The sequence below is a fragment of the Streptomyces sp. NPDC017936 genome (genome assembly GCF_044328485.1).
GTDB lineage: Bacteria > Actinomycetota > Actinomycetes > Streptomycetales > Streptomycetaceae > Streptomyces.
In genome coordinates, this window is sequence record NZ_JBIRHK010000008.1 from 51,660 (window position 1) to 76,871 (window position 25,212).

The window sequence follows — 25,212 nt, forward strand, 5'->3', positions numbered from 1 at the left end:
GGGCCCCTCGGCCTCCGGTCCCGCCGGACCGCCGCCTCAGATGCGCGGCGGTCTGGCTTCGTACGGGGTGGACAGGACCACCGTCGTCCGGGTCGAGACTCCGGCGAGCGCCCGCAGCCGCCCGAGCAGTTCCTCCAGTTCGTGCGGGGTGGCCACCCGTACCTTGAGGATGTAGTTCTCGTCACCGGCCACGCTGTGGCAGGCCTCGATCTCGGGCACCCCGGCGAGGCGGTCGGCGATGTCGTCGGGGGCGCTGGGGTCGAACGGCTTCACCGAGATGAAGGCGGTCAGCGGCAGCCCGACGGCCTCGGGGTCGACGACGGCCGCGTATCCACGGATGACGCCCCGTTGTTCCAGCCGGCGCACCCGCTGGTGCACGGCCGAGGTGGACAGGCCCGTGGCCTTGCCCAGGTCGGTGTAACTCATCCGCCCGTCCTTGACGAGCAGCTGCACGATTTGCCGGTCCAGCTCCTCCATGACGCAAGAACTTACAGGGCGCCCGACCTCTTCGTATACGTATGCAGCCGAGGTCATACCGGTTCGTGATGTGGCCGGGGATCGCCCGCGCCCCACCCGGCGGCGCCCTCGGTGAAAGGGGATTCTCGGGCACCTGCGCGCGGCATGTGACGAACGCCACAGGCCATGGCCGGGCTTCGTGATGTCCTCGTGATTACCCCCGAGACCGGAGGGGAAGTGCTTGCTGTGGTCGAGGCCGCAGCGCCTTACACGGCCCAGCCCGAGGGGGAGAATCCCATGCAGAGTCTTAAGCGCCCTGGTCGCACCGCGTCCAAGCGGTTCCAGCCGGTCGTCGTCGAGCCCGAGCCGGAGGGCGTCGAACCCGGCGTCTTCGACGCCGAAGACGCCGACGCCGTCGACGAGTTCGACGCGTACGACACCTTCGAGATGTACCGGGTGATCTGCCCGGACTGCGCGCAGCCCATCGCGCTGCTGGCGGACGAGGAGATCCTGCCGGAGCACGCGCTGTGCGCCTCTCCGTGGAACCCGTTCGGGCTCACGGTCTGCGCCGGTACGGGACGCGCGGCGTCCGAGGCGCGTCCCGCGGACGAGTCCTTCGAACCGCAGGAGCAGGACACGGCCCTGCTGTTGACGCTCCCTCAGGGACTCGACTGGCGCATGCAGCCCTTCTCGCACGTCGGCGGCCCGGGCTCGCGCCCGATGCGCGTGCCGGCGATGCGTCGCCACGCGGCCTGAGCGTCTTCGCCCGGCCGAGGCCGCCCCGCCTCCCGTAGCCGCCCCGCGCCACGGCCCGGACCGCCGTGGTGCGGGTCCGGTGTGCCCGGACCGGCCCGGACCGCCGGCTTCCCGTGGCGGACCCGCGGGCCGCGGGAGTGTTCCCCCACGGCGCGACCGGGTCGACGTCGATCCGGCCGCTCGGACCGTGGCGGCTCCGGTCCGTCCGGGTCGTCCCCGGTCGGTCCCGCGGCCCGAGCGGCACGGGACAGCCGTCGGCCCTCGCCGTTCCCCTCGGCCGGAGCGGAGCCGACGGTGTGCCGGCCGGGGAACCGGCGGCCGGCGGCCCGTCCGCGCGGGACGGGGCGCACCCTCCGAACTCACGCCCGACCCCGGCAGCCGGTGACCTGGACTCGCGCACGCGCGTTGGCCGGGTATGGCTCCCACGTATTCGGCAGCGCCCGGGCGTCACCGCCAGCTCTTCGTCCCGGTGTCGGCGCGCTCGGCCGCGCCCGCCCCTCCGCCCCCGCCGCAGGACCCGCCGATCTACCGCGACATGATGCGCGTCTGGGCCGACCGGGGCCGCACCCTGCCGGGCCGGCACGATCCGGAGTGGGTGCGGCTGGTGGCCCCCCTCGTACGGCCGGGGCAGTTCAGCGAGTCCGCGGACTCCCTGGGCGACGGGAGATGACCGTGCGCCGGACCTGACGACGGACGTCCTCGACGGTCCGCGGTGCCCAGGCCCGGCGCGGAGGCGCCGAGGACCACGAGCTCCTCGGGTCCGGACGTCCGGCGACCGGCGGTACCGCCCGCGCCACGTGCGGGTCCCGTGGCGGGGGACGGCACCCCGGCGGCCGTCGCGACCGGGACGAGGTCCGAGGACCGGCAGGGGCCGGGCGGCACGTTCCGCTGGGAGCCGAGCGGGGAGACGGCGGACGGCGGGCCGATCCGGGAGGCCACGTGACTCCCGGCGCACGGGAGAGCCGGGGCGGAGGACCACGAGCCCGAGCCCCCGGGTCCCGCGGCTCCGCTCCCCGTCCCGCGCCCGCCGCTCAGCCCCTCGGCCCGCCCCGCGGTCCGCCCGGCCCCCCGGTCCTCAGTCCCGGCGGGCCGGCTTCGGGGCCGGGAAGGCGGGGTCCAGTTCCTCGACGGCCCGCATCGCGCCGCCCAGGGTCTTCACCAGGAGGTCGCGCATGGTGTCGCGGCTGAGGTCGGGACGGTCGATCCAGTCGAGGGTGGCGCCCTCCACGCTGCACACCCAGGAGAGCAGGGCCATGCGGGGCAGCGACGGGATGTCGCTGTGGCCGTACGCGCCCTCGGCGATGGTCGCCACGATCGCCTCGCGCACCCCGTCCCGGATGGCGTGCACCTCGGTGTCGAAGCCGACACCGCCGCTGACGATCGTGCGGTAGGCGGACTGGTGGTGCTCGGCGAAGCGCAGATAGCTGTCGATCGTGCGGTGCACCCGGTCCACCTGGGGCAGTTCGAGACCGCTCGCGGCGAAGGAGACCAGGTCCGCGACGGAGTCCTGAATGATCGCCAGGTAGTAGCCGCGCTTGGACCGGAAGTAGTAGTAGATCAGTCCCTTGGCGACGTGCGCCTGCCGGGCGATGTCGTCCATCGAGAGCGCGTCATAGGACGTGTCGGCGAACAACTTCCGCCCGATGGCGATGAGTTCGGCGCGACGCGCCAGTGAGCGCTCGCTGCCGCGCGCCCGGGGACGGGGCACGGCGTCACCCTGGTGACTGATGTTCACTTTCGACCCTGGTCTCAACGGTCGGCGGGACGACGTCAGTATGTCAGGTCGAAGGGTGGGCCCAGCTCACCGCGCGGACGATCGCCGGCGCCGGCGTCACAGCAGTCCGAGCCGGGTCACCAGCATGGCGACGACCGCCACGAGGACCCACCCCATGACGTGCTCCAGGATCTTCGGGCCGTCGTCCTGGGGGCCGCCGGTGCGGGTGAGGACGGCGGCGGCTGCGTGTGCGGTCATGGCGTCTCGCTGAGGTCGGTGTGCGGGTCCGGACTGTCCACCTTGCCACCGCTCAGGGCTTATGCGGCCGAGACCTTGCTCACACGGCGGGAGGCCGGGCCTCCCGCCGCACCCTCAGCGCGTCCTCAGCGCACCCCCACCGCAGCCAGCGCGGTGCGCTGGCGCGCGGTCGGACGCGCCGGGAAGTACAGGTAGCAGACGCCCCCGGTGCCGGAGACGACCTTCCCGCTCGCGTTGTAGCGCTTCGTCCGCAGCCAGACGTTCTCGAACTCCCGCCGCCGGTAGACGCGCCGCACCGCGTCGTCGGTCGCGGAGAACGGGTCGTTGGCGATCACGTCGCCCTCCGCGGTGAACCCGATCACGGCCATCAGATGGCCGGAGGTGCCGTACCCCGCGCCGGTCAGCTCCTCCTTGAGGAAGGACTGGGACGTCACGACCGGGACGCCGGCCGCGATCAGCGTCTCCAGATCGGTGAGGGAGGCAAGGCGGGTCACCACCCCCTGGAGGTCCTCGAAGGTGGCCGCGTAGGCCACGTTGAACGGCCAGTTCCCGCAGCCCGCGTACTGGTGGTCGTAGGTGAACCGGGCCGCGTGGCAGACCTGCGGGTCGGCGTACGCGGGATCGACCCAGGCGAGCTGCGCCGGGCTGAGGCGGCCGCCCCAGTACTCGATGACCATCTGCGAGGAGGTGGGGCTGCACCAGGCCTCGCCGCCGTTGTCGTACTCCGGGTACTGGCCCGTGTGGATCTCCTGCGAGTAGCGCGGGACGCGCAGCTCCCGTGCCGGGCCCGGCACGGAGGCCGGGACGGTGAAGCGGTCCGGCACGTCGGAGCCCGTCACGCCCGCCCGCCACACGGTCGGGGTGAGCTTCGTGCCGGGCCTGCGGTAGAGGGTCAGACGCAGCCGGTACGAGGCGAGGCGCAGGCCGGTGGAGGCGTCGTCGACCGCGAGGGTGTCCGTCCAGACGGTGGACCTGCCGTCGCTCTGGCCGTCGACGGAGGTCCGCCGGATGTCCTGGTCGCCGGCCGCCCATCGCCCCATCACGTACCAGGGCGTGTCGGCGCCGTCCGAGTAGGTGCCCCGCAGCTCGATCTGCAGCCAGGTGCCGGCCGGGGCGTCCGCGTTCCAGGACGCGATCGCCTCGGTCGAGGGGACGGCGAGCCGGTGGACCGGGGAGGTCCAGGTCGCGTACTCCCAGGCGGCGGTGGTGCCGGTGTGCGGGTCGGTGTAGTCGGCGGTGCCCGCCGGGGTGCCGACGGTGAGCCCCGGCCGGGCGCCGGCGACGGCCCGGGCGCCCCGGGCCGTGCCGGTGCGCCAGTCGGCGTAGGTGGTCCAGGAGCGGTGGTCGACGGGCCGGGCGGGGGCCGTCTCGGCGCCCGCGGGGCCGGTCGCGTCGGCGACCGCCGCCCCCGGGCCCCCGACGACCGCGGTGGCGACCGCGGCGGCGAGGACGGTTCTGCGGGAGGGCCGCTCGCCTCCGGCGCGGGGCCGATCGGCTGCGGGGAAGGGCGGTTCTGCTCCGCGGGACGGCTGTTCGGCTCTGCTCATGGGCGAAAGACCCCCAGGGTGTCCGAGTCGGGGCGGGTCCGTGCACGGTGTGCGCCCACTATGGCGGCGGGCGGCCGGACCTGCCAGCACTTCCGCCGTGCCACGCCCGGGAAACACGGGTCCGGCCCCATGACGCGACCGGCGGCCGGCCGGCGTCCGCGCCGCACTAGACTGATCGGCCCCGCACCCGCCGCACACCCCGGGAACCGCCATCCGCCAGCTCGCCGCCCTGCTGCGCCGCCTGCCCCCGTCGTGCGGCCCGGTCCGTCTGATCGGCGTCGACGGGCACGCCGGCTCGGGGAAGTCCACCTTCGCGGGGCGGCTGGCCGAGGAACTGGGCGGACCGCCCGTCCTCCACCTCGACGACATCGCGAGCCACGACGAGCTCTTCGACTGGACCGGACGCCTGCTGACCGAGGTGATCGGTCCCCTCCGGCGCGGCGAGACGGCCCACTACGCCCCCTACGACTGGAGCGCCCGCCGCTTCGGCCCGCCCCGCGCGCTGCCGCCGGCCCCCGTGATCGTCGTCGAGGGAGTCGGTGCGGGCCGCCGCGCCCTGCGGCCCCGCCTCGCGCACCTGCTGTGGATGGAGATGCCTGCCGAGGAGGCGTGGACACGGGGGCGCTCGCGGGACGGGACGGGGCAGCGGGACTTCTGGGACGGGTGGGTCGAGGCGGAGCAACGGCATTTCGCCGAAGACCCCTCGCGGCCGTACGCCGACGTCCTGGTACGGCAGTCGGCCGTGGGGTACGAGGTGCTGGCGGGGCCCATGAGGACACCCGCGGAGGAGCACGATGTCACGCACGGTGAGGAACCACCTGCGATGTGGTGAATCTGTGAAGGGTCTTGCGTTCGAAGTTCGCCAAGTGCTTCAACTCGGCTTGACCGGGGCCCCGTACAGGACTTACGTTCTCAATGTGCGGTAATCGAAGCCGCCTCAGGACGCGAAGCCCCCGGTTGTTCCCCCGTGATCGGGGGCTTCGTTCTGTCCGCGCCCCGTTTCCCGCGCCCCTTCCGACCGCGACACGGGGCGATCCGCTCACCCTGGGTCACCGTGCGGCGGTGCGCCCCCTCTGCTCCCACCTCGTCGAACGGCCCGTGCGGCACCCTTCGGCGGGCGACACCCCGCGGGTACGATGCCCTCGGTGCGACCTACGGACAGCTGCTGTGCGCACCTTGCAACTCCGGTCCGCGGCACAGCGGTTCGACCAAGGCAGCCGGTGGGCGACGGCCCGTCGGCATACCGACGGGGGCACGTTTGTGGGGGACGTGATGGACTTCGGCACGCAGGGCCCACAGGCCCCGGCCGACCTCGCCTGGCTGCGAGGCGTGGACGCCTACACGATGGGCGCCTATCCGCAGGCGGAGGAGGAGTTCCGCGCCGCGGTGCGGATCGATCCGGGGATGGCCGACGGCTGGCTCGGACTGCACGCACTGCGCGTCGACACGACGACCGCGCTGCTCAGGATGTTCCGGCACCGTGATCGCTTCGGCGAGCAGCGCACCCGGCACCGCCGCACGCTGAACTCCTGGTACTGGCTCGGCTGGTGGGTGCAACCGGTGCTGGAGAGTCCCCGTGACCTGCTCCTCGCCCACGCCTCGCACTGGCTGGACGGCCGGCACGTGCCCGAGCTGGACCGGGCGCTCGCCGGGCTCCCGCCGGTCGACACCGACCACCAGGTCCGCTTCCTGCACGCCTGCCGCGCCTACCTGGTCAAGGACTGGGAACGGCTGGTCCGGCACACCGACCCACTGCTCGACGATCCGCTGCTCGGCATCGAGGCGGGACTGTTCGGCGGCATGGCCCGGGTCCGGCTGGAGATGTACGGGCAGGCCGAACCGCTGCTGTCGACGGCGTTGATGCGCTGCCGCAGCGAGCAGCCGCAGCGCAAGGAACTGCGGTACTGGCTGGCCCGTGCCCACGAGGGCACGGGCCGTTCCGCGGCCGCGCTCCCCCTGTACCGGGCCGTCCACCGCGTCGACCCCGCCTTCATGGACACCTCGGCCCGGCTCGCCGCCATCGCCGAGGGCGACGGTTACGACGACCCCGCGGACCTCGCCGCCATCGCCCTCGGCGGGACCGGCCAGGACACCGTGGACGGGCCGGACGTCCTGGACCCGCTGTTCGGCACCGAGGGGCGGGACCTGAAGCTCACCGATCCGGCCGACCCGCCGCCCGTCGGCCCCCTGCCCTCGGGGACCGGCCCGGCCGTGCGCGAGAAGACGTCGGCGCCCCCGGTGCTGCCCGCCGGGCCCACCGACCCCGTCCTGCTGGAGGAGGCGCTCGCCGAACTGGAGCGCATGGTGGGACTGGAACCGGTGAAACGCCAGGTCAAGGCATTGTCGGCGCAGCTGAACATGGCCCGGCTGCGGGCCGGGCAGGGCCTGCCGGTGCAGCCGCCCAAACGGCACTTCGTCTTCTCCGGTCCGTCCGGCACCGGCAAGACCACGGTGGCCCGCATCCTCGGCCGCGTCTTCTACGCGCTCGGCCTGCTCGGCGGCGACCATCTCGTGGAGGCCCAGCGGGCCGACCTGGTCGGCGAGTACCTCGGCCAGACGGCGGTGAAGGCCAACGAGCTGATCGACTCCGCGCTGGGCGGTGTGCTCTTCGTGGACGAGGCGTACTCCCTGTCCAACTCCGGCTACGGCAAGGGCGACGCGTACGGCGACGAGGCCCTTCAGGTGCTGCTGAAGCGGGCCGAGGACAACCGGGACCATCTGGTGGTGATCCTGGCCGGCTATCCGGAGGGCATGGACCGTCTGCTCGCCGCCAACCCCGGCCTGTCCTCCCGCTTCACGACCCGCGTCGACTTCCCCTCGTACCGGCCGCTCGAGCTCACCTCGATCGGCGAGGTGCTCGCCGCGGAGAACGGTGACGTGTGGGACGAGGAGGCCCTGGACGAGCTGCGGTCGATCGCCGGGCACGTGGTGGAACAGGGGTGGATCGACGAGCTGGGGAACGGGCGCTTCCTGCGGACCCTGTACGAGAAGAGCTGTGCCTACCGTGATCTGCGGCTCTCGCTCTGCCCGGGGGTCCTGTCCCGGGACGACCTGTCGACGCTGCGGCTGCCGGACCTGATGCAGGCGTACGGCGAGGTGCTGTCGGGGAGAGGGCCGCGGGATCCGTCGGCGATGTGAGCCCGGTCCTGCCCCGCCCGTGGGGCGGTCCCCCTCCCCGTCGCCCCGTCGCCCCGTCGCCCCGTCGCCCCGGGGACCCGCGCCCCGGGGCGGTCGCCGGCGGCTAGGTGGCCATCGCCCCCTCCGGCGTTCCGGACACCGGTGGCCGGACCGGGGCCGGCCTGACCTCGGCCTGGGGCTTCGGCGCCACCCGGTGCGCCGGATCCCGTACCTCACCCACCAGCAGCTCCAGTACGTCCTCCAGCGCGACCAGGCCCAGCACCCTGCCCGAGCCGTCCGCCACCTGCGCCAGGTGCGTCGCCGCCCTGCGCATGACCGTCAGCGCGTCGTCCAGCGGCAGCTCCGAGCGGAGTGTCGTCATCGGACGCCACACCTGCTGCGGGACCGCCCGGTCGGAGTCCTCCACGTCGAGGACGTCCTTCACGTGCAGGTAGCCCATGAAGGCGCCGTTCTCCGCGGCGACGGGGAAGCGGGAGTAGCCGGTGCGGGCGGTGAGCTCGACGATCCGCCCCGGCGTGACCGACGGCTCCACCGTCACCAGGGACTCGCGCGTCAACAGCACGTCCGTCACCGGGCGGGAGCCCAGCTCCAGCGCGTCCTCCAGCCGCTCCTGCTCCTCGGGGTCGAGCAGGCCGGCCTGGCCGGAGTCCTCCACCAGCCGGTTGAGCTGCTCGCTGGTGAAGACGGCCTCGACCTCGTCCTTGGGCTCGACGCGGAACAGGCGCAGGATGCCCTGGGCGCAGGCGCCGAGGGCGACGGTGACCGGACCGCACAGCCGGGCGAAGGCGACCAGACCGGGGCTGAGCCACAGCGCGGCCTTCTCCGGGGCCGCCATGGCGAGGTTCTTCGGGACCATCTCACCGATGACGAGGTGGAAGAAGACCACGGCCGCCAGGGCGATGACGTAGCCCAGCGGGTGGATCATGCCGTGCGGCAGGTGGATTCCCTCGAAGACCGGCTCCAGCAGGTGCGCGACGGTGGGCTCGGCGACCGCGCCCAGGGTGAGGGAGCAGACGGTGATGCCGAACTGGGCCGCGGCCATCATCTGCGGCAGGCGCTCCAGACCGTGGAGGACCTGGCGGGCCCGCGCGGTGCCGAGCGGTTCGATCTGGCTGCGGCGGACCGAGACCAGGGCGAACTCGGCGCCGACGAAGAAGCCGTTCGCGAGCACGAGGAAGGCGGCGAAGACGAGTTGGAGGACGCTCATCGGGCGACCTCCGCCACGACGCCGGTGCGCACGAGCCGGATCCGTTCGGCCCGGTAGTGGCCGACCCGGCGCACGGCGAGCCGCCAGCCGGGCAGCTCGGCCCGGTCGCCGACGGCCGGGATGCGTCCGAGCAGGTCGGCGACGAGCCCGGCGGCCGTCTCGTACGGCCCCTCGGGCACGTCGAGACCGATGCGCCGGAGCGTGTCGACGCGGCAGCTGCCGTCGACGTCCCAAGCCGGCCGGCCGTCCTCGGGCGGCGCGGCGGCCAGTTCGGGGGTGTCCAGGCCGTCGTGCTCGTCGCGGACCTCGCCGACGATCTCCTCGACGATGTCCTCCAGGGTCACCACGCCGGCCGTGCCGCCGTACTCGTCGACGACGACGGCGATGGGCTGCTCGCTGCGCAGCCGGGCCAGGAGGGGCCGGACGGGCAGCGTCTCGGGGACGAGCAGCGCCGGGCGGGCGATCCGGCCGACCGGTGTGCGCAGCCGTTCGTGGACGGGGACGGCGAGGGCGTCCTTGAGGTGGACCATGCCGACGATCTCGTCGATCTTCTCGTGGTAGACGGGGAAGCGGGACAGGCCGGTGGCGCGGGTCAGGTTGACCACGTCCTCGGCGGTGGCCGACGCCTGGAGGGAACTGACCTTCACGCGCGGGGTCATGACGTGCTGTGCGGTCAGCTCGGCCAGGGAGAGGGTCCGCACGAAGAGGTCGGCCGTGTCCTGTTCGAGGGCGCCGGCCTGGGCGGAGTGGCGGGCCAGGGAGACGAGTTCGCCGGGGGTGCGGGCGGAGGCCAGCTCCTCGGTGGGTTCGACGCCCAGGGCGCGCACGAGACGGTTGGCGACCGCGTTGAGAGCGGCGATGACCGGCCGGAACAGGCGGGCGAAGGCGTACTGCGGGCCGGCGACGAAGCGCGCGACCTGCATCGGCCGGGACACGGCCCAGTTCTTGGGCACCAGCTCGCCGATCACCATCTGCGCGGCGGACGCCAGCAGCATGCCCACGACGACGGCGACACCGGAGACGGCGCCCCCGGGGACGCCGATCACGGTCAACGGGCCGTGCAGCAGCTCGGCGAGCGCCGGTTCGGCGAGCATGCCGACGACGAGGGAGGTGATGGTGATGCCGAGCTGGGTGCCGGAGAGCTGGAAGGACAGCTCCCTCAGCGAGTCGACGACCGTGCGGGCTCGTCGGTCGCCCTCGGCGGCGGCCTTCTCGGCGTCCGGGCGCTCGACCGTGACGAGGCCGAACTCGGCGGCCACGAAGAAGCCGTTGGCCAGGATGAGCAGGAACGCGGCTGCCAGGAGCAGCAGGGGGGTGGTCATGATGCCGCCGCCTCCGGAAGGAAGGGGGCGGCGCAGGTACTACAGGACGAACCGTCCATCGCCGGAGAGGGTCACTCCTCGGATAGCAGGACCCCCTGTGCGCCCGGCAGGGCACGACAGGGGCGGAGGCGCAAGGGGAACGCCTCCGCCACCAGATTAATCAAGACAGGGGCTCCGGCGGCAGGGTGGCGGCCCCGAGTCAGCCCTGATCTTGTCCGGGAGCCGTCTCGGGGTCGTGGGCCGACCTGGCCTCGGCGAGCGCGCGGAGCGTCCGCGCGTCGGTGATGGCCTGCTGTCTGTCGATGCCCGGCTGGATGCCGAGGGCCGGCAGGCTGGTGCCGTCGCTGAGGTCGAGGAACACCCAGGGGTCGCCCGGACGGAGGTTCACCCGGAGGATCTCCGCCCAGTCCAGGCGCCGTTTGCTCGCGATGTTCACCACGGTGACGCCGGACTCGTCGGCGACGACCCGCACCCGGGCGAGCTGGGCGAGCACCCAGAAGACGAGCGCGCCGGTGAGGATGAAGCTGAGCCGCTCCCCCGGACCGAGCTGTTCGAGGAGCAGCGCGATCGCGGAGATCACGACGAGGATGGCCGCCCCGGCCGTGAGCAGCACCACACGGGTGCGGCCGGGCCGGAAGGTGACGGGGAGGGCGGGCAGGTCGGACATCGCTGCGTATCCCCCCGGGTCAGAGGCGGCAGGCGTGGATGGCCGTGGTCAGGATGGCGCGGGCGCCGATGTCGTACAGGTCGTCCATGATCCGCTGGGCCTCCTTGGCGGGGACCATGGCGCGGACGGCGACCCAGCCCTCGTTGTGCAGGGGGGAGACGGTCGGCGACTCCAGGCCGGGGGTGAGCGCGACGGCCTTCTCCAGCTGCTCGACGCGGCAGTCGTAGTCCATCATCACGTAGGTCCGGGCGACCAGGACGCCCTGGAGGCGGCGCAGGAACTGCTGCACCTTCGGCTCGTCGGCGCCGGCGCCGGTGCGGCGGACGACGACGGCCTCGGACTTCATGATCGGCTCGCCGATGACCTCGAGGCCCGCGTTGCGCAGGGAGGTGCCGGTCTCGACGACGTCCGCGATGACCTCGGCGACGCCGAGCTCGATGGCGGTCTCGACGGCGCCGTCGAGGTGGACGACGGAGGCGTCGATGCCGTGGTCGGCGAGGTGCTTGGCGACGATGCCCTCGTAGGAGGTGGCGACCGTCATGCCGCCGAGGTCCTCGACGCCCTTCGCCGCACCGGGCTTGGTGGCGTAGCGGAAGGTGGAGCGGGCGAAGCCGAGCGGGAGGATCTCCTCGGCGTTGGCGCCGGAGTCGATCAGCAGGTCGCGTCCGGTGATGCCGATGTCGAGGCGGCCGGAGGAGACGTAGATCGCGATGTCGCGGGGGCGGAGGTAGAAGAACTCCACCTCGTTCTCCGGGTCGACGATCCGCAGTTCCTTGGACTCCCGGCGCTGCTGGTAGCCGGCCTCATGCAGCATCTCCGCCGCAGGGCCGGACAGTGAACCCTTGTTGGGGACGGCGATGCGCAGCATGAGACGGGCTTCCTTCGTTCGTACGGAAAACAGGTGCGGTTGACGGCTCAGAGGTGGGCGTAGACGTCGTCCAGGGAGATCCCGCGGGCGACCATCATCACCTGGACGTGGTACAGCAGCTGCGAGATCTCCTCGGCCGCCGCGTCCTTGCCCTCGTACTCGGCGGCCATCCAGACCTCGGCGGCCTCCTCGACGACCTTCTTGCCGATGGCATGGACGCCCTTGTCGACCAGTTCGGCGGTGCGGGAGGTGGCGGGGTCGCCGTTGGCGGCCTTCTGCTGGAGCTCGACGAAGAGCTCCTCGAACGTCTTCTTGGACATGGTGACGCCCACTTTACGCGCTGCGCCGGCCGGTCTAACGCCATGGTTCAGATACTGAGCGGAGAGTGGCCGCGGTCGCCACCGCCGCCGTCACCGCCTCGTGCCCCTTGTCCTCGCCGGAGCCCTCCAGGCCGGCCCGGTCCAGTGCCTGCTCCTCGGTGTCGCAGGTGAGGACGCCGAAGCCGACGGGGACGCCGGTCTCGACGGAGACCTGGGTGAGGCCCTGGGTGACGCCCTGGCACACGTAGTCGAAGTGGGGGGTGCCGCCGCGGATGACGACGCCGAGGGCGACGATCGCGTCGTAGCCGCGGCCCGCGAGGACCTTGGCGACGACCGGGAGTTCCCAGCTGCCGGGGACCCGCAGCAGGGTCGGTTCGTCGATGCCCAGGTCGTGCAGGGCGCGCAGGGCGCCGTCGACCAGACCGTCCATCACCTTCTCGTGCCACTGGGCCGCGATGACGGCGACCCGGAGGTCACCCACATTGCGTACGGACAGTTCCGGTGCGCCCTTGCCGCTCACGTCTCTCCTCGGTGCGTTCGTGCCGTCGTGCGGTGGTTACTGGTTGCCGCAGGGGGACACGGGGGCCGTGTCCAGCCAGGGCAGGTCGTGGCCCATCCGGTCCCGCTTGGTGCGCAGGTAGCGGATGTTGTGTTCGCCCGCCTGTACAGGCATCGGCTCGCGTGCGTTGACCTTGAGGCCGTGCCGCAGCAGGGCGTCCGTCTTCTCGGGGTTGTTGGTCATCAGGCGCACGCTGCGCACGCCCAGGTCCTCGAGGATCTGCGCGCCGGCGCCGTAGTCCCGGGCGTCGGCGGGCAGGCCGAGTTCGAGGTTGGCGTCGAGGGTGTCGTGGCCCTGCTCCTGGAGCTCGTAGGCCCGCAGCTTGGACAGCAGGCCGATGCCGCGGCCCTCGTGTCCGCGCAGGTAGACCACCACTCCCCGGCCCTCGGACTGGATGCGCTCCAGGGAGGCGTCGAGCTGGGGGCCGCAGTCGCAGCGCGCGGAGCCGAAGACGTCCCCGGTGAGGCACTCGGAGTGGACGCGGACGAGGACGTCCTCGCCGTCGCCGATCTCGCCGTGCACGAGGGCGACGTGTTCGACGCCGTCCACGGTGGAGCGGTAGCCGTACGCGGTGAAGGCCCCGTGGACGGTGGGCAGGCGGGTCTCGGCCTCGCGGCGGACGGTGGGCTCGGCGCTGCGGCGGTAGGCGATCAGGTCCTCGATGGAGATGATCGTCAGGCCGTGCTTGCGGGCGAACGGGATCAGCTCGGGCAGGCGCAGCATGCCGCCGTCCTCGCCGGCGATCTCGACGATCGCGCCGGCCGGGCGCAGGCCGGCGAGGCGGGCGAGGTCGACGGCGGCCTCGGTGTGGCCGTTGCGGACGAGCACGCCGCCGGGCTTGGCGCGCAGCGGGAAGACGTGGCCGGGGCGGACGAGGTCGGTGGGTTCGGCGGTGCCGCTCGCCAGGAGCCGCAGGGTGGTGGCGCGGTCGGCGGCGGAGATGCCGGTGGTCACGCCGTGCGCGGCGGAGGCGTCGACGGAGACGGTGAACGCGGTCTTCATCGACTCGGTGTTGTCGGCGACCATCTGCGGGAGCCGGAGCCGGTCCAGTTCGTCGCCCTCCATCGGGGCGCAGATCAGGCCGCGGCACTCGCTCATCATGAAGGCGACGATCTCGGGGGTGGCCTTCTCGGCGGCGATGACGAGGTCGCCCTCGTTCTCGCGGTCCTCGTCGTCGACGACCACGACCGGGCGGCCGGCCGCGATGTCGGCGACGGCCTGCTCGACCGGGTCCAGCGCGAAGTCCTCGGTGCTGTACAGGATCGGTGCCGTGCTCATGCCGGCGCTCCTTCCAGAGCGGGCCGCGCCGTGCGGGAGCGCAGCCACCAGTCGCGCATGCCCCACAGGACGAGCGCGCCGTAGATGACGTAGACGAAGCCGGAGAAGGCATAGCCGTTGGCGAAGTTCAGCGGGACGCCGACGAGGTCGACGAGGAGCCAGGCGAACCAGAACTCGACCATGCCGCGGGCCTGGGCGTACATGGCGACGATGGTGCCGACGAAGATGTAGGCGTCCGGCCAGGGGTCCCAGGACAGGGACGGGTGGGCCTTGAAGAGGAGGGCCACGGCGACCGTGCCCGCCGCGGCGGCGCCGAGCATCGCCGCGCGCTCGGTCCACGTGGCGAAGCGCGGGACGATGTGGCCGTCCTCGGACCGGCCCTTGCTGCGGTTCCACTGCCACCAGCCGTACAGGGCGACGACCATGACGACGGCCTGCTTGCCCGCGCTGCCGGTCAGGTGGCCGAAGAAGGCGCCGAAGAGGACCAGGCCGGAGAGGAACTGCACGGGCCAGCTCGCGATGGACCGGCGCCAGCCGAGGGCGAGGGCGGCCAGGCCGAGGATGTTGCCGATCATGTCCGACCAGAGGATGTGCTGGTCGAAGAGGACGAACGCCTCCGAGTTGAGCGAGTTCACTGCGCTGCTCCCTGGCTGCTCGCGAGCAGGCGCTCGACGTACTTGGCGACGACGTCCACCTCGAGGTTGACCGGGTCGCCGGGCTGCTTGAGCCCGAGGGTGGTCAGCGCGAGGGTGGTGGGGATGAGGCTCACGGTGAAGTGGTCGGCACCGGCGTCGACGACGGTGAGGCTGATGCCGTCGACGGTGATGGAGCCCTTCTCGACGACGTACCGGGAGAGGTCGGCGGGCAGCGAGATCTTGACGATCTCCCAGTGCTCGGACGGCTTGCGCTCCAGTACCCGGCCGGTGCCGTCGACGTGTCCCTGGACGATGTGGCCGCCGAGGCGGGCGCCGACGGCGGTGGGCCGTTCGAGGTTGACGCGGGATCCGACGGTGAGGGCGCCGAGGCTGGAGCGGTTCAGGGTCTCCGCCATGACGTCGGCGGTGAACTCGTCGCCCTCGTGCTCGACGACGGTGAGACAGACCCCGTTCACGGCGATGGAGTCGCCGTGCTTCGCGCCGTCGGTCACGACGGGGCCGCGCAGCCGGAAGCGGGAGGCGTCGCCGAGGTTCTCGACGGCGGTGACCTCACCCAGCTCTTCGACGATTCCGGTGAACACTTCCCGGGTCCTCCTGCCTCTTTCGGGCACGGACTCCGGGGCCTGTCGATGACGACAGAAAGTACGGGCGAGGACACCGGGGGCGACGCCGGACAGACTCGTCCGCGGACGAGCACGTATACGGCGGCGCGCACGAATGCCCGCCCGCCGCGCACTGCCTCCCATCCGGACTTTAACCGTCGGTCCAGGAATTTCACCTGGTCAACCGGCCGCTGGAAGCGACCGGGTCGCGGACTGTAACCGCCGGTTCGGACTTTCACCGACCCCGGAGTGCGCTGCTTTAGGTACAGGGTCAGTGTGCCACGCCCGATCGGCGCCCATACGGGTGAGCGGTGTGGGGTGGCTCACAGGCCGCCCCGGTGCGCCTCCCGGACGCCCGGCGCCGGGCCCGACTCCCCCTCGCCGAGCCCGACTTGAGATTGGTCCATACCTATTGACGTGCTGGTCTAGTCCTCTTTAGGGTCTGCGCAGCCCACCTGGAGAGGGGCCACCCGCGCCGCCCCGCCCACGACCGCGGGCGAGCCCCGCGCTGCTCGCGGCCGTCACCGCGGTCGCGGGCGTCGCCGCCGGCGGGCACACGCGGACGACGAGGCGGTGGAGGAAGGGCGAGGAGCCCGGAACCACCGGTGAAGGGGGTGCGGCAAGACCTCGGAACCTGCCGCCCCCGGCCGGACCGGCCCGGCGGCGGTGACGACGGCCCTTGCCCGCCGCCGGGCCTCCCAGCGGGCACGCGGGGGGCGTCACACCGCGGTGCCGCCCGTGCCGAACAGCTCCGCCTGGGCGGACTCGCGGGCCGTGAGCAGCGCCCCGCGCAGCACCGCGTCGCCGCCCAGGCTGCTCGGCCGCACCTCCGTGGGCAGGGGCGCCATCCGCCGCAGCCGTTCCCGCACCCGGGCCGCGAGCACCTCCCCGCCGGCCCGGCCGACCTCGCCGCCGAGGACCACGCATCCGGGGTCGAGGACGGCGACGACGGAGGCGGCTCCCACGGCGAGGCGTTCGGCGAGGGCGTCGAGGAAGCCGTCGGCGCCGCCGGGGCGCGCCTCGACCGGCTCCGCCGCCTCCACCGCGCCTCCCGGCTCCGCCGCCTCCACCGCCTCCACCGCCTCGCGCACGACCGACGCCGCCCCGGGTCCGTCGGACGTCGAGGGCCTGCCCAGGCCGTACTCCCCCGCGAGGCCCACGATCGCCGCCGCCCCGGCCAGGGAGTGGAAGCCGCCCTCGCAGTCCGTCGCCGAGGGCAGCCCGCGCGTCCCGGGCACCGGCAGGAAACCGATCTCACCGGTGCCGCCGGAGGCGCCCCGGCGCAGGGAACCGTCGAGGACGACCGCGGCGCCGGTGCCGTGACCGAGCCAGAGCAGGACGAAGGTGTCGCGGTCCCGGGCGGCGCCCTCGCGCTGCTCGGCCAGCGCGGCGAGGTTGGTCTCGTTCTCGACGCTGACCCTGGCCTCGGGCAGCCGTTCCTGGAGGGCGGCGACCAGACGGCGGTGCCAGGCGGGCAGGCCGGTGGAGTCGCGCAGTTCGCCGCTCGCCGGGTCGATCAGGCCGGGCGCGCCGATGCCGACCGTGTGCGGCCGGTCGACGCCGGCCTCCTCGACGACCCGTTCGACCAGCGTCACCGCCTGCTCGACGGCGGAGCCGGTGCCGGTGTCGCCGCCGATCGGCGCGGACGCCTCGGCGAGCACCCGGCCGAGCAGGTCGGACACCCGTACGGCGACGCCCTCCGTGCGCACGTCCAGGGCGGCCAGGTGGGCGCGGTCGGCGACGATGCCGTACAGCCTGGCGTTCGGGCCGCGCCGCCGTGCGCCCGCTTCCCCGACGACCTCGATCAGACCGGAGGCGCCGAGCCGCTCCACGAGGTCGGCGACGGTCGGCCTGGACAGTCCGGTGAGCTGTTTCAACTGCCCCGCCGTCAGGGGGCCTTCGTCCTGCAGCAGCCGCAGGGCGAGCCGGTCGTTGATGGCCCGGGCGGTGCTCGGGGATGCGGGCATGCGGGGAATCCTCCCACGGGGGCGCCGGTGCGCGACTCCGGCGCCTCTATTTATCAGGCAGGGTTCCTGATAGTTTACGTCGACGGGCGCGCCGCGCCGAGGGAACGGCGCCCCGCACGACACCGCACACCTGTCCGACGGACCGGAAGGGACGGCAATGAGCGAAGTGGCCCCCGCACTGCCGGACGTACGGCGAGCCCGCTACGCCGTGGCGGCCGTGTTCACCGTGCACGGCGCCGTCACCGGCTCGTTCGCCACCCGGGTCCCGTGGATCCAGGACCACGCCTCGGTGAGCGCCGGGCAGCTGGGGCTCGCCCTCGCCTTCCCGGCGTTCGGCGCCTCGGTCGCGATGCCCCTCGCCGGCCGGATCAGCCACCGGTTCGGCGCGCGGAGCGCCCTGCGCGGCCTGGTGGCCCTGTGGACGCTGTCGCTGGTCCTGCCGTCACTCGCCCCGAACCTGCTGACGCTCTGCCTGGCCCTCTTCGTCTACGGCGCCACGGCGGGCATGTCGGACGTGGCGATGAACGCGCTCGGGGTGGAGGTCGAGAACCGGCTCGGCCGGTCGATCATGTCCGGTCTGCACGGCATGTGGAGCGCGGGCGCGCTGATCGGCTCGGCCGGCGGGACGCTCGCCGCCCACCTCGGCGCGGACGCCCGGCTGCACCACGTCCTGGCGGCGGCGGTGCTGACCGCGGTGGGCGTGGCGGCGTGCGCCTGGGTGCTCGACCTGCAGCCCGCCGAGGACGAGGAGCCGCCTCCGCGGTTCGCCCTGCCGCCCAGGTCGGCGCTGCTCATCGGCGCCGTCGGGTTCTGCGCGGTGTTCGCGGAGGGTGCGAGCCTGGACTGGTCGGCGGTCTATCTGCGCGACCGGCTCGAGTCCTCGGCGGGCCTCGCCGCGGCCTGCACGACCGGCTTCACGCTCACCATGGCGATCGCCCGGATCGCCGGCGACAGGGTGGTGGACCGGTTCGGGTCCGTGAAGACGGTCCGCGTCGGCGGCGTCCTCGCGATCGCCGGCGGGCTGCTCATCGTCACGGCGGGCCATCCGGCCGTGGCGATGGCCGGGTTCGCCCTCATGGGACTGGGGATCGCCGTCGTGGTCCCGCTCTGCTTCGCGGCGGCGGGCCGCAGCGGCCCCCACCCCAGTCAGGCCATCGCGGGCGTCGCGACCATCACGTACACCTCCGGTCTGGTCGCGCCGAGCGCCATCGGCGGTCTGGCCCAGGCGACCAGTCTGACGGTGTCGTTCTGGCTGGTGACGCTGCTGGCCTGTGGGCTGGTGGGCTTCGCGGGGGTGCTGCGCGCGGGCGACCGCGACCGGCCGCGGGTCAGCCGGCCGGGCGAAGCAGTTCCCGGCCCGCGGACCTGAGGGTCTCGCTCCACGGCGCGGGACGCAGGGTCGCCGCGTCCAGCCGGACGAGCACCCGGGTGCCCTGCGCGTACGTCACCGCGCCGTCGGCCGAGCAGAACCGGAAGCCGTAGGTCAGACCGGTGGTGCCGAGCCGCTCCAGCCACAGGTGGACGGCGTAGACGCCCGGCTTGGTGACCGGGGCCTCGTAGGTGATGCGCAGTTCCTTGACGGCGTTGCAGGCGTCCCCGGCCGCCGCCCAGTCGCCCTCGAAACGCACGCCGTGCCCCTGCCACAGCTCGGTCCAGGCGCGCTCGACCATCAGCGGGTAGCGGGCGTTGTGCAGCAGTCCGAGCGCGTCCAGGTCGTCGAAGTGCACGGTGACGGGGATGAGCCGACCGTGGGACAGGGCGGGGGCGGTCGGGGCTTCGGCGGTCACGGTGGGCGCTCCTGGGGCTGCGGATACGGATGCATGGGACAACCATCCCTATCCTAAGCGGTCGCTCATCCTCCTGTTTCACGCGACAATGGGCCGGACATCGCACGGCACGAACGAAAGCGAAACCGCACCATGGATCTTGGCGTCCGCTGGAAACTGCACGGCGACGGACGCACCCCGGCGCCCGGCGCCGTGGTCCGCCCCGACGAGCGGCTCTCCTGGCCCCGTACGTTCGGGCTCGGCGCGCAGCACGTGGTGGCCATGTTCGGGGCGTCCTTCGTCGCGCCGGTCCTGATGGGCCTGGATCCGAACCTGGCGATCATGATGTCGGGCGTCGCGACCGCCGTCTTCCTGCTCGCCACCCGCGGCCGGGTGCCCAGCTACCTCGGCTGCTCCCTCTCCTTCGTGGGCGTCGCCGCGGTCATCCGCGCGCAGGGCGGCACCAGCGCCACGGTCACCGGCGCCGTCCTGGTCGTGGGGGTGGCGCTGTTCCTGGTCGGGCTGGCCGTGCAGCGCTTCGGCGCGCGGATCATCCACGCCACCATGCCGCCGATCGTGACGGGCGCGGTCGTGATGCTGATCGGCTTCAACCTCGCCCCGGTCACCGCCTCCACCTACTGGCCCCAGGACCAGTGGACGGCCCTGCTGGTCATGCTGTTCACCGGTCTGGCGGTGGTCTGCCTGCGCGGTTTCTGGTCGCGGATCGCGATCTTCCTGGGCCTGGTCTTCGGCTACGGCCTGTCGTGGGCGTCCGACCGGATCTTCGGCCGGATCCACTCGGCGGACGCGAGCGGCAAGGTCACCGACCACTGGCGGCTGGACTTCTCCGCCGTGGGCCGGGCCGACTGGATCGGTCTCCCCTCCTTCCACGCCCCGTCCTTCGAGTGGTCCGCGATCCTCGTGGCCCTGCCCGTCGTGATCGCCCTGGTCGCGGAGAACGCGGGTCACGTCAAGGCGGTCGGCGAGATGACCGGCACCCAGCTCGACGACAAGCTGGGCACGGCGATCGCGGCCGACGGCGTCGGCTCGGTGTTCTCCACCGCGGTGGGCGGCCCGCCCAACACCACCTACTCCGAGAACATCGGCGTGATGGCCGCGACCCGCGTGTACTCCACGGCCGCCTACTGGGCCGCCGCCGGCTTCGCGCTGCTGTTCGGCCTGTGCCCCAAGTTCGGCGCGGTGGTGGCCGCGATCCCGGGCGGTGTCCTCGGCGGCATCACCGTCATCCTCTACGGCATGATCGGCCTGCTGGGCGCCCAGATCTGGACCAACGCCGGGGTCGACCTGCGCAACCCGCTCAACCTGGTGCCGGCCGCCGCGGGCATCATCATCGGCGTCGGCAACGTCTCCCTGGAGTTCACCGACACCTTCTCCCTCAGCGGCATCGCCCTGGGCACCCTGGTCGTCATCACCGGGTACCACACGCTGCGCGCCTTCGCCCCCGGCCACCTCAAGCCGCAGGAACCCCTGCTGGACGAGGGCACGTCCTCGTACGACACGGAGGGCGGGCCCGGGGACGACCGGGGGCAGCACGGGGGTCACCGGGCGAGCTCATAGGCGTACGACGGGCTGAAGGCGCCCGCCGCCCCCTTGCAGCCGTCGGACTCGCCCGGCAGCTTCACCCACAGGTAGCCGTCGATGCGGGCCTCGCCGGTGTCGAGGGTGGGGGCCCGGCCGATCCTGCGCCCGTCCGGGTCGCACCACCGGCCGTCGGCGGGCGGGCCGGCGCCGTTGCGGCTGGTGTCGATGACGGCCCCCAGTCCGGCCCGGCCGCCGAGCGCGACGAGGGCGTCGAGGACCTTCCGGTCGTAGGCGACCTCGTCGGACGTGCGGCGGAAGTTGGAGACGTTGCTGAAGATCCCGGCGGAGGCGGCGGAGCCGGCGCCGGCCCGTTCCAGCAGGGCGGCCTGGTGCGCGGGGGCGTTCCAGTGCGAGTGGCCGGCGTCGTAGTACACGCGCGCCCTCGGGTTCGCCGCCGTCAGGACGCGGCCGGCTCGGGCCAGCGCGGCGAGACGCTCGGCGCGCGGGCCCTCCGGGAGACAGTCCGACTGGGCGATCGCGTCCGGCTCCAGGATCACGACGACCTCCCCGGAGCCGAGCCCGGCGGCGAACCGGTCGATCCAGCCGCCGTAGGCGGCGAGGTCGGGCGCCCCGCCGGCGGAGGCCCCGCCGCAGTCGCGGTCCGGGACCGCGTACGCCACGAGGACCGGCACCCGGCCCTCCGCGGCGGCGCCCGAGGTGACCGCGCGGACCCGGGAGGTGATCGTCTCCGGCGCGTACTCGGTGAACCACACGGCGGCCGGCCGGTGCGCGATGCGGGACTCGATGACGGCGCGGCGCCAGTCGCCCGGGTTGTCCCGGATCCAGTCCCGGACCTGGGACTCGGGATGGAGGTAGAGGGGAGCGCTCCGTCGCTGCTCCCGCAGGGGCGTCGACGGGGCCGTCGTCCGGACGACGGAGGGGACGGCGGAGGGCGAGGCCGGGGGCGAGGGCGTGGGGGACGCCGGGAGCGAGGACGGCGGTCGCGGGACCGGCACGCGGCTCGTCCCCGACCGGGCCCGGTCGGCGTCCGGTCCGCCCGCCGGGCCGTCCCCCTCGCCGGGCGCCGTGAACAGCCCGACCGCGACGGCCAGGGCGACCACGGCCGAGGCGACGGCCACCGCCGCTCCCCGCTTCTCCTGCAAGCCTCGCACCGTACGGTTCTTCCCTTCCCGCGCGACGGGCGCGTTCCCCCGTTCCGGGGAAGCACCGGGCCCGTCGGCCCGCGGGTCAGCCTAGGGCTGCGACTCTTCCCCCATGCCGCACTCGGAACAGTTCGCCCCTCCCCCGGACACTTCCGGCACCGCCCTCGACGGAGTGCTCGGCCGTCTGCGCGCCCTCGACGCGGCCCTGCCGCCCCGGGACGGGATCGCGGTCTTCAACCGCGTCTACCTCGCCGTCACGGAGGAGGTCGGCCGGCGTGTCGGCGCGGGCCGGTTCACCGACGCCCGCGCCGCGATCACGCTGGACGTCCGGTTCGCGGAGCGGTACCTCGCGGCGGTGGACGCGGCGGCCCGCGACCGCCGTCCGCCCGCCTGCTGGCGTCCGCTGTTCCTGTTCCGCCGCCATCCCGGCGTACGCCCGCTGCAGTTCGCGCTCGCGGGCGTCAACGCGCACATCGGTCACGACCTCGCGCTCGCCGTCGTGGACGCCTGCCGTAGCCTCGGCTGCGAACCGGACGACCTGGAGGACGAGTTCGACCGCGTGGGCGACCTCCTCGTCGCGCTGGAGGAGGCCATCCGCGAAGAGCTGATGCCGGGCCCCGACCTGCTCCAGATCGCCGATCCGCTCACCCATCTCCTCGGCTCCTGGAGCCTGGAGCGCGCCCGGGACGCCGCCTGGTCGGCCGCCCGCGCCCTGTGGGCGCTGCGCCGGCTCCCGGACCTCGCCGAGGAGTTCACCGACCGCCTCGACGCGGCGGTCGGCTTCGCGGGACGCATGCTGCTGACGCCGCTGCCCGCCCGGCCCGGAGCGCCCGGGTGAGCGCCGTCAGTCCTCCGGCAGCTCCACCGGCGCGATCTCGTCGTACACGTCGCCCGGCCCCGGGTTGGTCGCGTCGGTCGAGCCGCCGAAGTGGTGCATGACCCCCCACACCGCGTTCAGCGCGGTCTGCACGGCGCCCTCGGCCCAGCCGGCCGTCCAGGAGACGTCGTCGCCGGCGAGGAAGATGCCCCGCTTGTCCGCGGGCAGCCGGTCCTGCATGAAGTGCGTGAACAGGCGCCGCTGGTAGCGGTAGTGGCCGGGCAGGTTGGCCTTGAACGCGCCCATGAAGTAGGGCTCGTTCTCCCAGGAGACCGTCACCGGGTTGCCGATGATGTGCTTCCTGATGTCGACCTTCGGGTAGATCTCGCCGAGCGACTTCAGCATGACCTCCATCCGCTCGTTCGCGGACAGCGGCAGCCACTTCAGGCTGTCGTCGCACCAGGTGTAGGAGAGGCAGATGACGGCGGGCCTGTCGGGGCCGTCGTCGAGGAGGTAGGTCCCGCGGGTCATGCGGTCGGTGAGCGTCATCGACATGACGTCCCGGCCCGTCTCCTCGTCCTTGTCGAGCCAGAACGGCCGGTCGACCGGGACGAACAGCTTCGAGGACTCCATGTAGTGGGTGCGCTCGATGGCGGTCCAGTGGTCGATCGGGAAGAGCGAGTCGTCGCAGGCGATCTTGGAGAGCAGCATCCAGGACTGGGCGGTGAAGACGGCCGCCCGGTAGGTGCGGATGTCCCCGTCGGCGTCCGTCACCGTGATGCGGTTGCCGGCGGTGCGGTCGAGCCGGGTGACCGCCGGGCGGGGCTCGCCGTCCGCGTGGAGGGACTTCAGCGAGGTGCCGTACGGCCAGTGGACGATCTTCTCCGGCTCGCGCTCCCAGAGCCTGAGCGGCAGCTGCTGGGAGCCGCCGACGATGCCGCGGTGGTGGTCGTCGGCCTCGGTGTAGACGACGCGCAGGATCTCCAGGATGGAGTTGGGGAAGTCGGTGTCCCAGCCGCCGGTGCCGAAGCCGACCTGGCCGAAGATCTCGCGGTGCCGGAAGGACCTGAAGGCCTCGGAGTCGCAGAGGAAGCCGTAGAAGGTCTGGTTGTCGAGCTTCTCGACCAGCTTCGCCCAGATCTCGCGGATGCGCGGGACGTCACGCTCGCGCAGGGCGCGGTTCATGTCGGAGAAGTCGGCGCCCTCCTCGAGGCACTCGGCCCAGGCGTCGGCCACGTCGCGGTAGACCTGGGGCAGGTCGTCGAGGGTCTCGGCGTAGTGCGACTCGCCCTTGAGGTCGACGACGGTCGAGGGCGTCGCCTCGGCGAGGGGGTTGGGGAAGGGACGGGTCTGAAGGCCCACCAGGTCGATGTAGTGCTGGAGCGCCGTGGAGGACGGCGGGAAGCGCATCGCGCCCATCTCGGCGGTCAGGGAGTCGTCGCAGCCGTCGAAGCCGACGGTGCGCAGCCGCCCGCCGATCCGGTCGGCCTCGTACACGACCGGCTTCAGGCCCATCTTCATCAGCTCGTACGCGGCCACGATGCCGGACAGGCCGCCGCCGATGACCGCGACCTCGGCGCCGTGCTCGGTCGCCGGTATCTGGCCGAGGCCCGCCGGGTGCGCGAGGTAGTCGTCGTACGCGTACGGGAAGTCCGGGCCGAACATGGTGATCGGCGGCTGCTGCTCGTCGGTGTGCTCGACGGCGTTGGGCACCGTGGACGTCATGGGGTACGGACTCCTTGCGCGGGAAGCGGAAAGGCTGGGTGGGGGCGGGGGACTGTGCCGGGGGCCGGGGTCAGATCAGGGACCCGTAGAGGCCGGGGCGGCGGTCCCGCAGATACGGGTTCGCCTCGCGGGAGCCGGCCAGGAAGGCGGGGTCGGCGTCGGCGAGGACCAGTTCCTCGCCGCGTCCGGCGCGGGCCCGGGCGATGCCGTCCGGGCCCGCCAGCGTCGAGAGCCCGACGAACTCGAACTCGCCTTCGGCACCGACCCGGTTGACGTACGCGACGTACATCTGGTTCTCGAAGGCCCGTACCGGGATCACCGACTCGGCGACGAACTGGAAGGGGTGCATCTGGGCCGTCGGCACGACCAGCAGGTCCGTCCCGGCGAGCGCGTGGACGCGGACGTTCTCCGGGAACTCCACGTCGTAGCAGATCATCAGGCCGACGGTGAGGCCGCCCAGCTCCGCCTGGACGACCGGCTGGTCGCCCGGGGTGAAGTGGTCGCGTTCGAAGCAGCCGAAGAGGTGGGTCTTGCGGTAGTTGGCGAGCCGGGCGCCGTCGGCGGAGATCAGCTGGGCGGAGTTGAAGACCGCCTCGCGGGAGCGCTCCGGGTACCCGTAGGCGACCGCCAGCCCGTGCCGCGAGGCGATCTCGGCGACCGCGTCGGCGGAGTCGCCGTCGGCGGTCTCGGCGAGGCGGGCGATGTCGTCGCCGATCGCGTAGCCGGTGAGGAACATCTCCGGCGCGACGAGCAGCCCGGCGCCCGCGGCGGCCGCCCGGCCCGCGGCCTCGTCGAGGACCTTGAGGTTCTCGGCGACGGAGCCGGGGCGGCCGGAGCTCTGGAGCAGGGCGGTGCGCATGCGTGTTCCTCACCGGTACGGGGGG

25 protein-coding genes and 1 riboswitch are annotated in these 25,212 nt (G+C 73.1%); of the genes, 7 read left to right on the forward strand and 18 right to left on the reverse strand.

All coding sequences use genetic code 11. The features are described from left to right. Nucleotides 1–36: 36 nt before the first annotated feature. On the reverse strand, nucleotides 37–477 hold the full coding sequence (locus tag ACH4F6_RS18040) for an Lrp/AsnC family transcriptional regulator (protein ID WP_189936412.1): 441 nt from the start codon (nucleotides 475–477) through the stop codon (nucleotides 37–39). Between the two features lie 276 nt (nucleotides 478–753). On the opposite strand from ACH4F6_RS18040, the gene ACH4F6_RS18045 reads away from it, so the two are divergent. Beyond that, complete coding sequence (locus ACH4F6_RS18045) at nucleotides 754–1,212, forward strand: hypothetical protein (protein WP_397961177.1); 459 nt, start codon at nucleotides 754–756, stop codon at nucleotides 1,210–1,212. Nucleotides 1,213–1,627: 415 nt separating this feature from the next. Beyond that, nucleotides 1,628–1,882, forward strand: coding sequence for a hypothetical protein (locus ACH4F6_RS18050; protein WP_397961178.1), 255 nt, complete (start codon nucleotides 1,628–1,630; stop codon nucleotides 1,880–1,882). 405 nt (nucleotides 1,883–2,287) lie between these two features. Here the strand turns inward: ACH4F6_RS18050 and ACH4F6_RS18055 are convergent, their stop codons facing one another. The 3 genes from ACH4F6_RS18055 to ACH4F6_RS18065 all read right to left on the reverse strand — a co-directional run bounded on the left by ACH4F6_RS18055 (nucleotide 2,288) and on the right by ACH4F6_RS18065 (nucleotide 4,731). Further along, nucleotides 2,288–2,947 (reverse strand): TetR/AcrR family transcriptional regulator, encoded by a 660-nt coding sequence (locus ACH4F6_RS18055; RefSeq protein ID WP_397961179.1) that lies wholly within the window; start codon nucleotides 2,945–2,947, stop codon nucleotides 2,288–2,290. Nucleotides 2,948–3,043: 96 nt separating this feature from the next. After that, a complete protein-coding gene (locus ACH4F6_RS18060) occupies nucleotides 3,044–3,184 on the reverse strand; it encodes an SCO1431 family membrane protein (protein WP_397961180.1) in 141 nt (46 codons plus the stop codon). 125 nt (nucleotides 3,185–3,309) lie between these two features. Further along, a complete protein-coding gene (locus ACH4F6_RS18065) occupies nucleotides 3,310–4,731 on the reverse strand; it encodes a peptidase C39 family protein (RefSeq protein WP_397961181.1) in 1,422 nt (473 codons plus the stop codon). 211 nt (nucleotides 4,732–4,942) lie between these two features. On the opposite strand from ACH4F6_RS18065, the gene ACH4F6_RS18070 reads away from it, so the two are divergent. Both ACH4F6_RS18070 and ACH4F6_RS18075 read left to right on the forward strand, forming a co-directional pair. After that, complete coding sequence (locus tag ACH4F6_RS18070) at nucleotides 4,943–5,563, forward strand: uridine kinase (RefSeq protein WP_397961523.1); 621 nt, start codon at nucleotides 4,943–4,945, stop codon at nucleotides 5,561–5,563. Between the two features lie 440 nt (nucleotides 5,564–6,003). Beyond that, nucleotides 6,004–7,869: an AAA family ATPase gene (locus tag ACH4F6_RS18075; RefSeq protein WP_397961182.1), complete on the forward strand. Its 1,866-nt coding sequence runs from the start codon at nucleotides 6,004–6,006 to the stop codon at nucleotides 7,867–7,869. 103 nt (nucleotides 7,870–7,972) lie between these two features. On the opposite strand, the gene ACH4F6_RS18080 is transcribed toward ACH4F6_RS18075, so the two are convergent. The 10 genes from ACH4F6_RS18080 to ACH4F6_RS18125 form a co-directional block, all read right to left on the reverse strand. Further along, on the reverse strand, nucleotides 7,973–9,076 hold the full coding sequence (locus tag ACH4F6_RS18080; RefSeq protein ID WP_397961183.1) for a hemolysin family protein: 1,104 nt from the start codon (nucleotides 9,074–9,076) through the stop codon (nucleotides 7,973–7,975). Beyond that, nucleotides 9,073–10,398 (reverse strand): hemolysin family protein, encoded by a 1,326-nt coding sequence (locus ACH4F6_RS18085; RefSeq protein WP_397961184.1) that lies wholly within the window; start codon nucleotides 10,396–10,398, stop codon nucleotides 9,073–9,075. Before ACH4F6_RS18085 ends, ACH4F6_RS18080 begins: the two co-directional genes overlap by 4 nt. A 199-nt stretch (nucleotides 10,399–10,597) precedes the next feature. Continuing rightward, nucleotides 10,598–11,065, reverse strand: coding sequence for a PH domain-containing protein (locus ACH4F6_RS18090; protein WP_397961185.1), 468 nt, complete (start codon nucleotides 11,063–11,065; stop codon nucleotides 10,598–10,600). A 19-nt stretch (nucleotides 11,066–11,084) separates the two neighbouring features. Beyond that, complete coding sequence (hisG, locus tag ACH4F6_RS18095; protein ID WP_397961186.1) at nucleotides 11,085–11,933, reverse strand: ATP phosphoribosyltransferase; 849 nt, start codon at nucleotides 11,931–11,933, stop codon at nucleotides 11,085–11,087. Between the two features lie 47 nt (nucleotides 11,934–11,980). Further along, nucleotides 11,981–12,253, reverse strand: a complete 273-nt coding sequence (locus ACH4F6_RS18100) for a phosphoribosyl-ATP diphosphatase (RefSeq protein ID WP_397961187.1) — start codon at nucleotides 12,251–12,253, stop codon at nucleotides 11,981–11,983. A 34-nt stretch (nucleotides 12,254–12,287) separates the two neighbouring features. Next, nucleotides 12,288–12,773 carry a 6,7-dimethyl-8-ribityllumazine synthase gene (gene ribH / locus ACH4F6_RS18105; protein WP_397961188.1) on the reverse strand — a complete coding sequence of 162 codons (486 nt, stop codon included), beginning with the start codon at nucleotides 12,771–12,773 and terminating at the stop codon, nucleotides 12,288–12,290. 36 nt (nucleotides 12,774–12,809) lie between these two features. Next, nucleotides 12,810–14,090 (reverse strand): bifunctional 3,4-dihydroxy-2-butanone-4-phosphate synthase/GTP cyclohydrolase II, encoded by a 1,281-nt coding sequence (locus ACH4F6_RS18110; protein WP_397961189.1) that lies wholly within the window; start codon nucleotides 14,088–14,090, stop codon nucleotides 12,810–12,812. Further along, complete coding sequence (locus tag ACH4F6_RS18115; protein WP_397961190.1) at nucleotides 14,087–14,725, reverse strand: nicotinamide riboside transporter PnuC; 639 nt, start codon at nucleotides 14,723–14,725, stop codon at nucleotides 14,087–14,089. The genes ACH4F6_RS18110 and ACH4F6_RS18115 overlap by 4 nt, the downstream gene beginning before the upstream one ends. Further along, nucleotides 14,722–15,327: a riboflavin synthase gene (locus ACH4F6_RS18120; protein WP_397961191.1), complete on the reverse strand. Its 606-nt coding sequence runs from the start codon at nucleotides 15,325–15,327 to the stop codon at nucleotides 14,722–14,724. Before ACH4F6_RS18120 ends, ACH4F6_RS18115 begins: the two co-directional genes overlap by 4 nt. Before the next feature lie 147 nt (nucleotides 15,328–15,474). Next, nucleotides 15,475–15,605: riboswitch (FMN riboswitch) on the reverse strand. A 462-nt stretch (nucleotides 15,606–16,067) separates the two neighbouring features. After that, nucleotides 16,068–17,315, reverse strand: a complete 1,248-nt coding sequence (locus tag ACH4F6_RS18125; RefSeq protein WP_397961192.1) for an ROK family transcriptional regulator — start codon at nucleotides 17,313–17,315, stop codon at nucleotides 16,068–16,070. 157 nt (nucleotides 17,316–17,472) lie between these two features. On the opposite strand from ACH4F6_RS18125, the gene ACH4F6_RS18130 reads away from it, so the two are divergent. Further along, complete coding sequence (locus ACH4F6_RS18130; RefSeq protein WP_397961193.1) at nucleotides 17,473–18,684, forward strand: MFS transporter; 1,212 nt, start codon at nucleotides 17,473–17,475, stop codon at nucleotides 18,682–18,684. Here the strand turns inward: ACH4F6_RS18130 and ACH4F6_RS18135 are convergent. Next, nucleotides 18,644–19,102 carry an acyl-CoA thioesterase gene (locus ACH4F6_RS18135; RefSeq protein WP_397961195.1) on the reverse strand — a complete coding sequence of 153 codons (459 nt, stop codon included), beginning with the start codon at nucleotides 19,100–19,102 and terminating at the stop codon, nucleotides 18,644–18,646. The genes ACH4F6_RS18130 and ACH4F6_RS18135 overlap by 41 nt on opposite strands. 132 nt (nucleotides 19,103–19,234) lie before the next feature. Between ACH4F6_RS18135 and ACH4F6_RS18140 the strand changes: the two genes are divergently transcribed. Further along, nucleotides 19,235–20,659 carry a uracil-xanthine permease family protein gene (locus tag ACH4F6_RS18140; RefSeq protein ID WP_397961196.1) on the forward strand — a complete coding sequence of 475 codons (1,425 nt, stop codon included), beginning with the start codon at nucleotides 19,235–19,237 and terminating at the stop codon, nucleotides 20,657–20,659. On the opposite strand, the gene ACH4F6_RS18145 is transcribed toward ACH4F6_RS18140, so the two are convergent. Further along, on the reverse strand, nucleotides 20,641–21,786 hold the full coding sequence (locus tag ACH4F6_RS18145; RefSeq protein ID WP_397961197.1) for a glycoside hydrolase family 6 protein: 1,146 nt from the start codon (nucleotides 21,784–21,786) through the stop codon (nucleotides 20,641–20,643). The two genes, ACH4F6_RS18140 and ACH4F6_RS18145, sit on opposite strands and share 19 nt — an antisense overlap. A gap of 112 nt (nucleotides 21,787–21,898) precedes the next feature. Between ACH4F6_RS18145 and ACH4F6_RS18150 the strand changes: the two genes are divergently transcribed. Next, nucleotides 21,899–22,624: a DUF5995 family protein gene (locus tag ACH4F6_RS18150; protein ID WP_397961198.1), complete on the forward strand. Its 726-nt coding sequence runs from the start codon at nucleotides 21,899–21,901 to the stop codon at nucleotides 22,622–22,624. A gap of 6 nt (nucleotides 22,625–22,630) precedes the next feature. Here ACH4F6_RS18150 and ACH4F6_RS18155 read toward each other — a convergent pair whose 3' ends face one another. Together ACH4F6_RS18155 and ACH4F6_RS18160 are read right to left on the reverse strand one after the other, a co-directional pair. Further along, a complete protein-coding gene (locus tag ACH4F6_RS18155) occupies nucleotides 22,631–24,328 on the reverse strand; it encodes a flavin monoamine oxidase family protein (RefSeq protein ID WP_397961199.1) in 1,698 nt (565 codons plus the stop codon). A gap of 70 nt (nucleotides 24,329–24,398) precedes the next feature. Beyond that, nucleotides 24,399–25,187 carry a carbon-nitrogen hydrolase family protein gene (locus tag ACH4F6_RS18160; RefSeq protein WP_397961201.1) on the reverse strand — a complete coding sequence of 263 codons (789 nt, stop codon included), beginning with the start codon at nucleotides 25,185–25,187 and terminating at the stop codon, nucleotides 24,399–24,401. Nucleotides 25,188–25,212 lie beyond the last annotated feature (25 nt).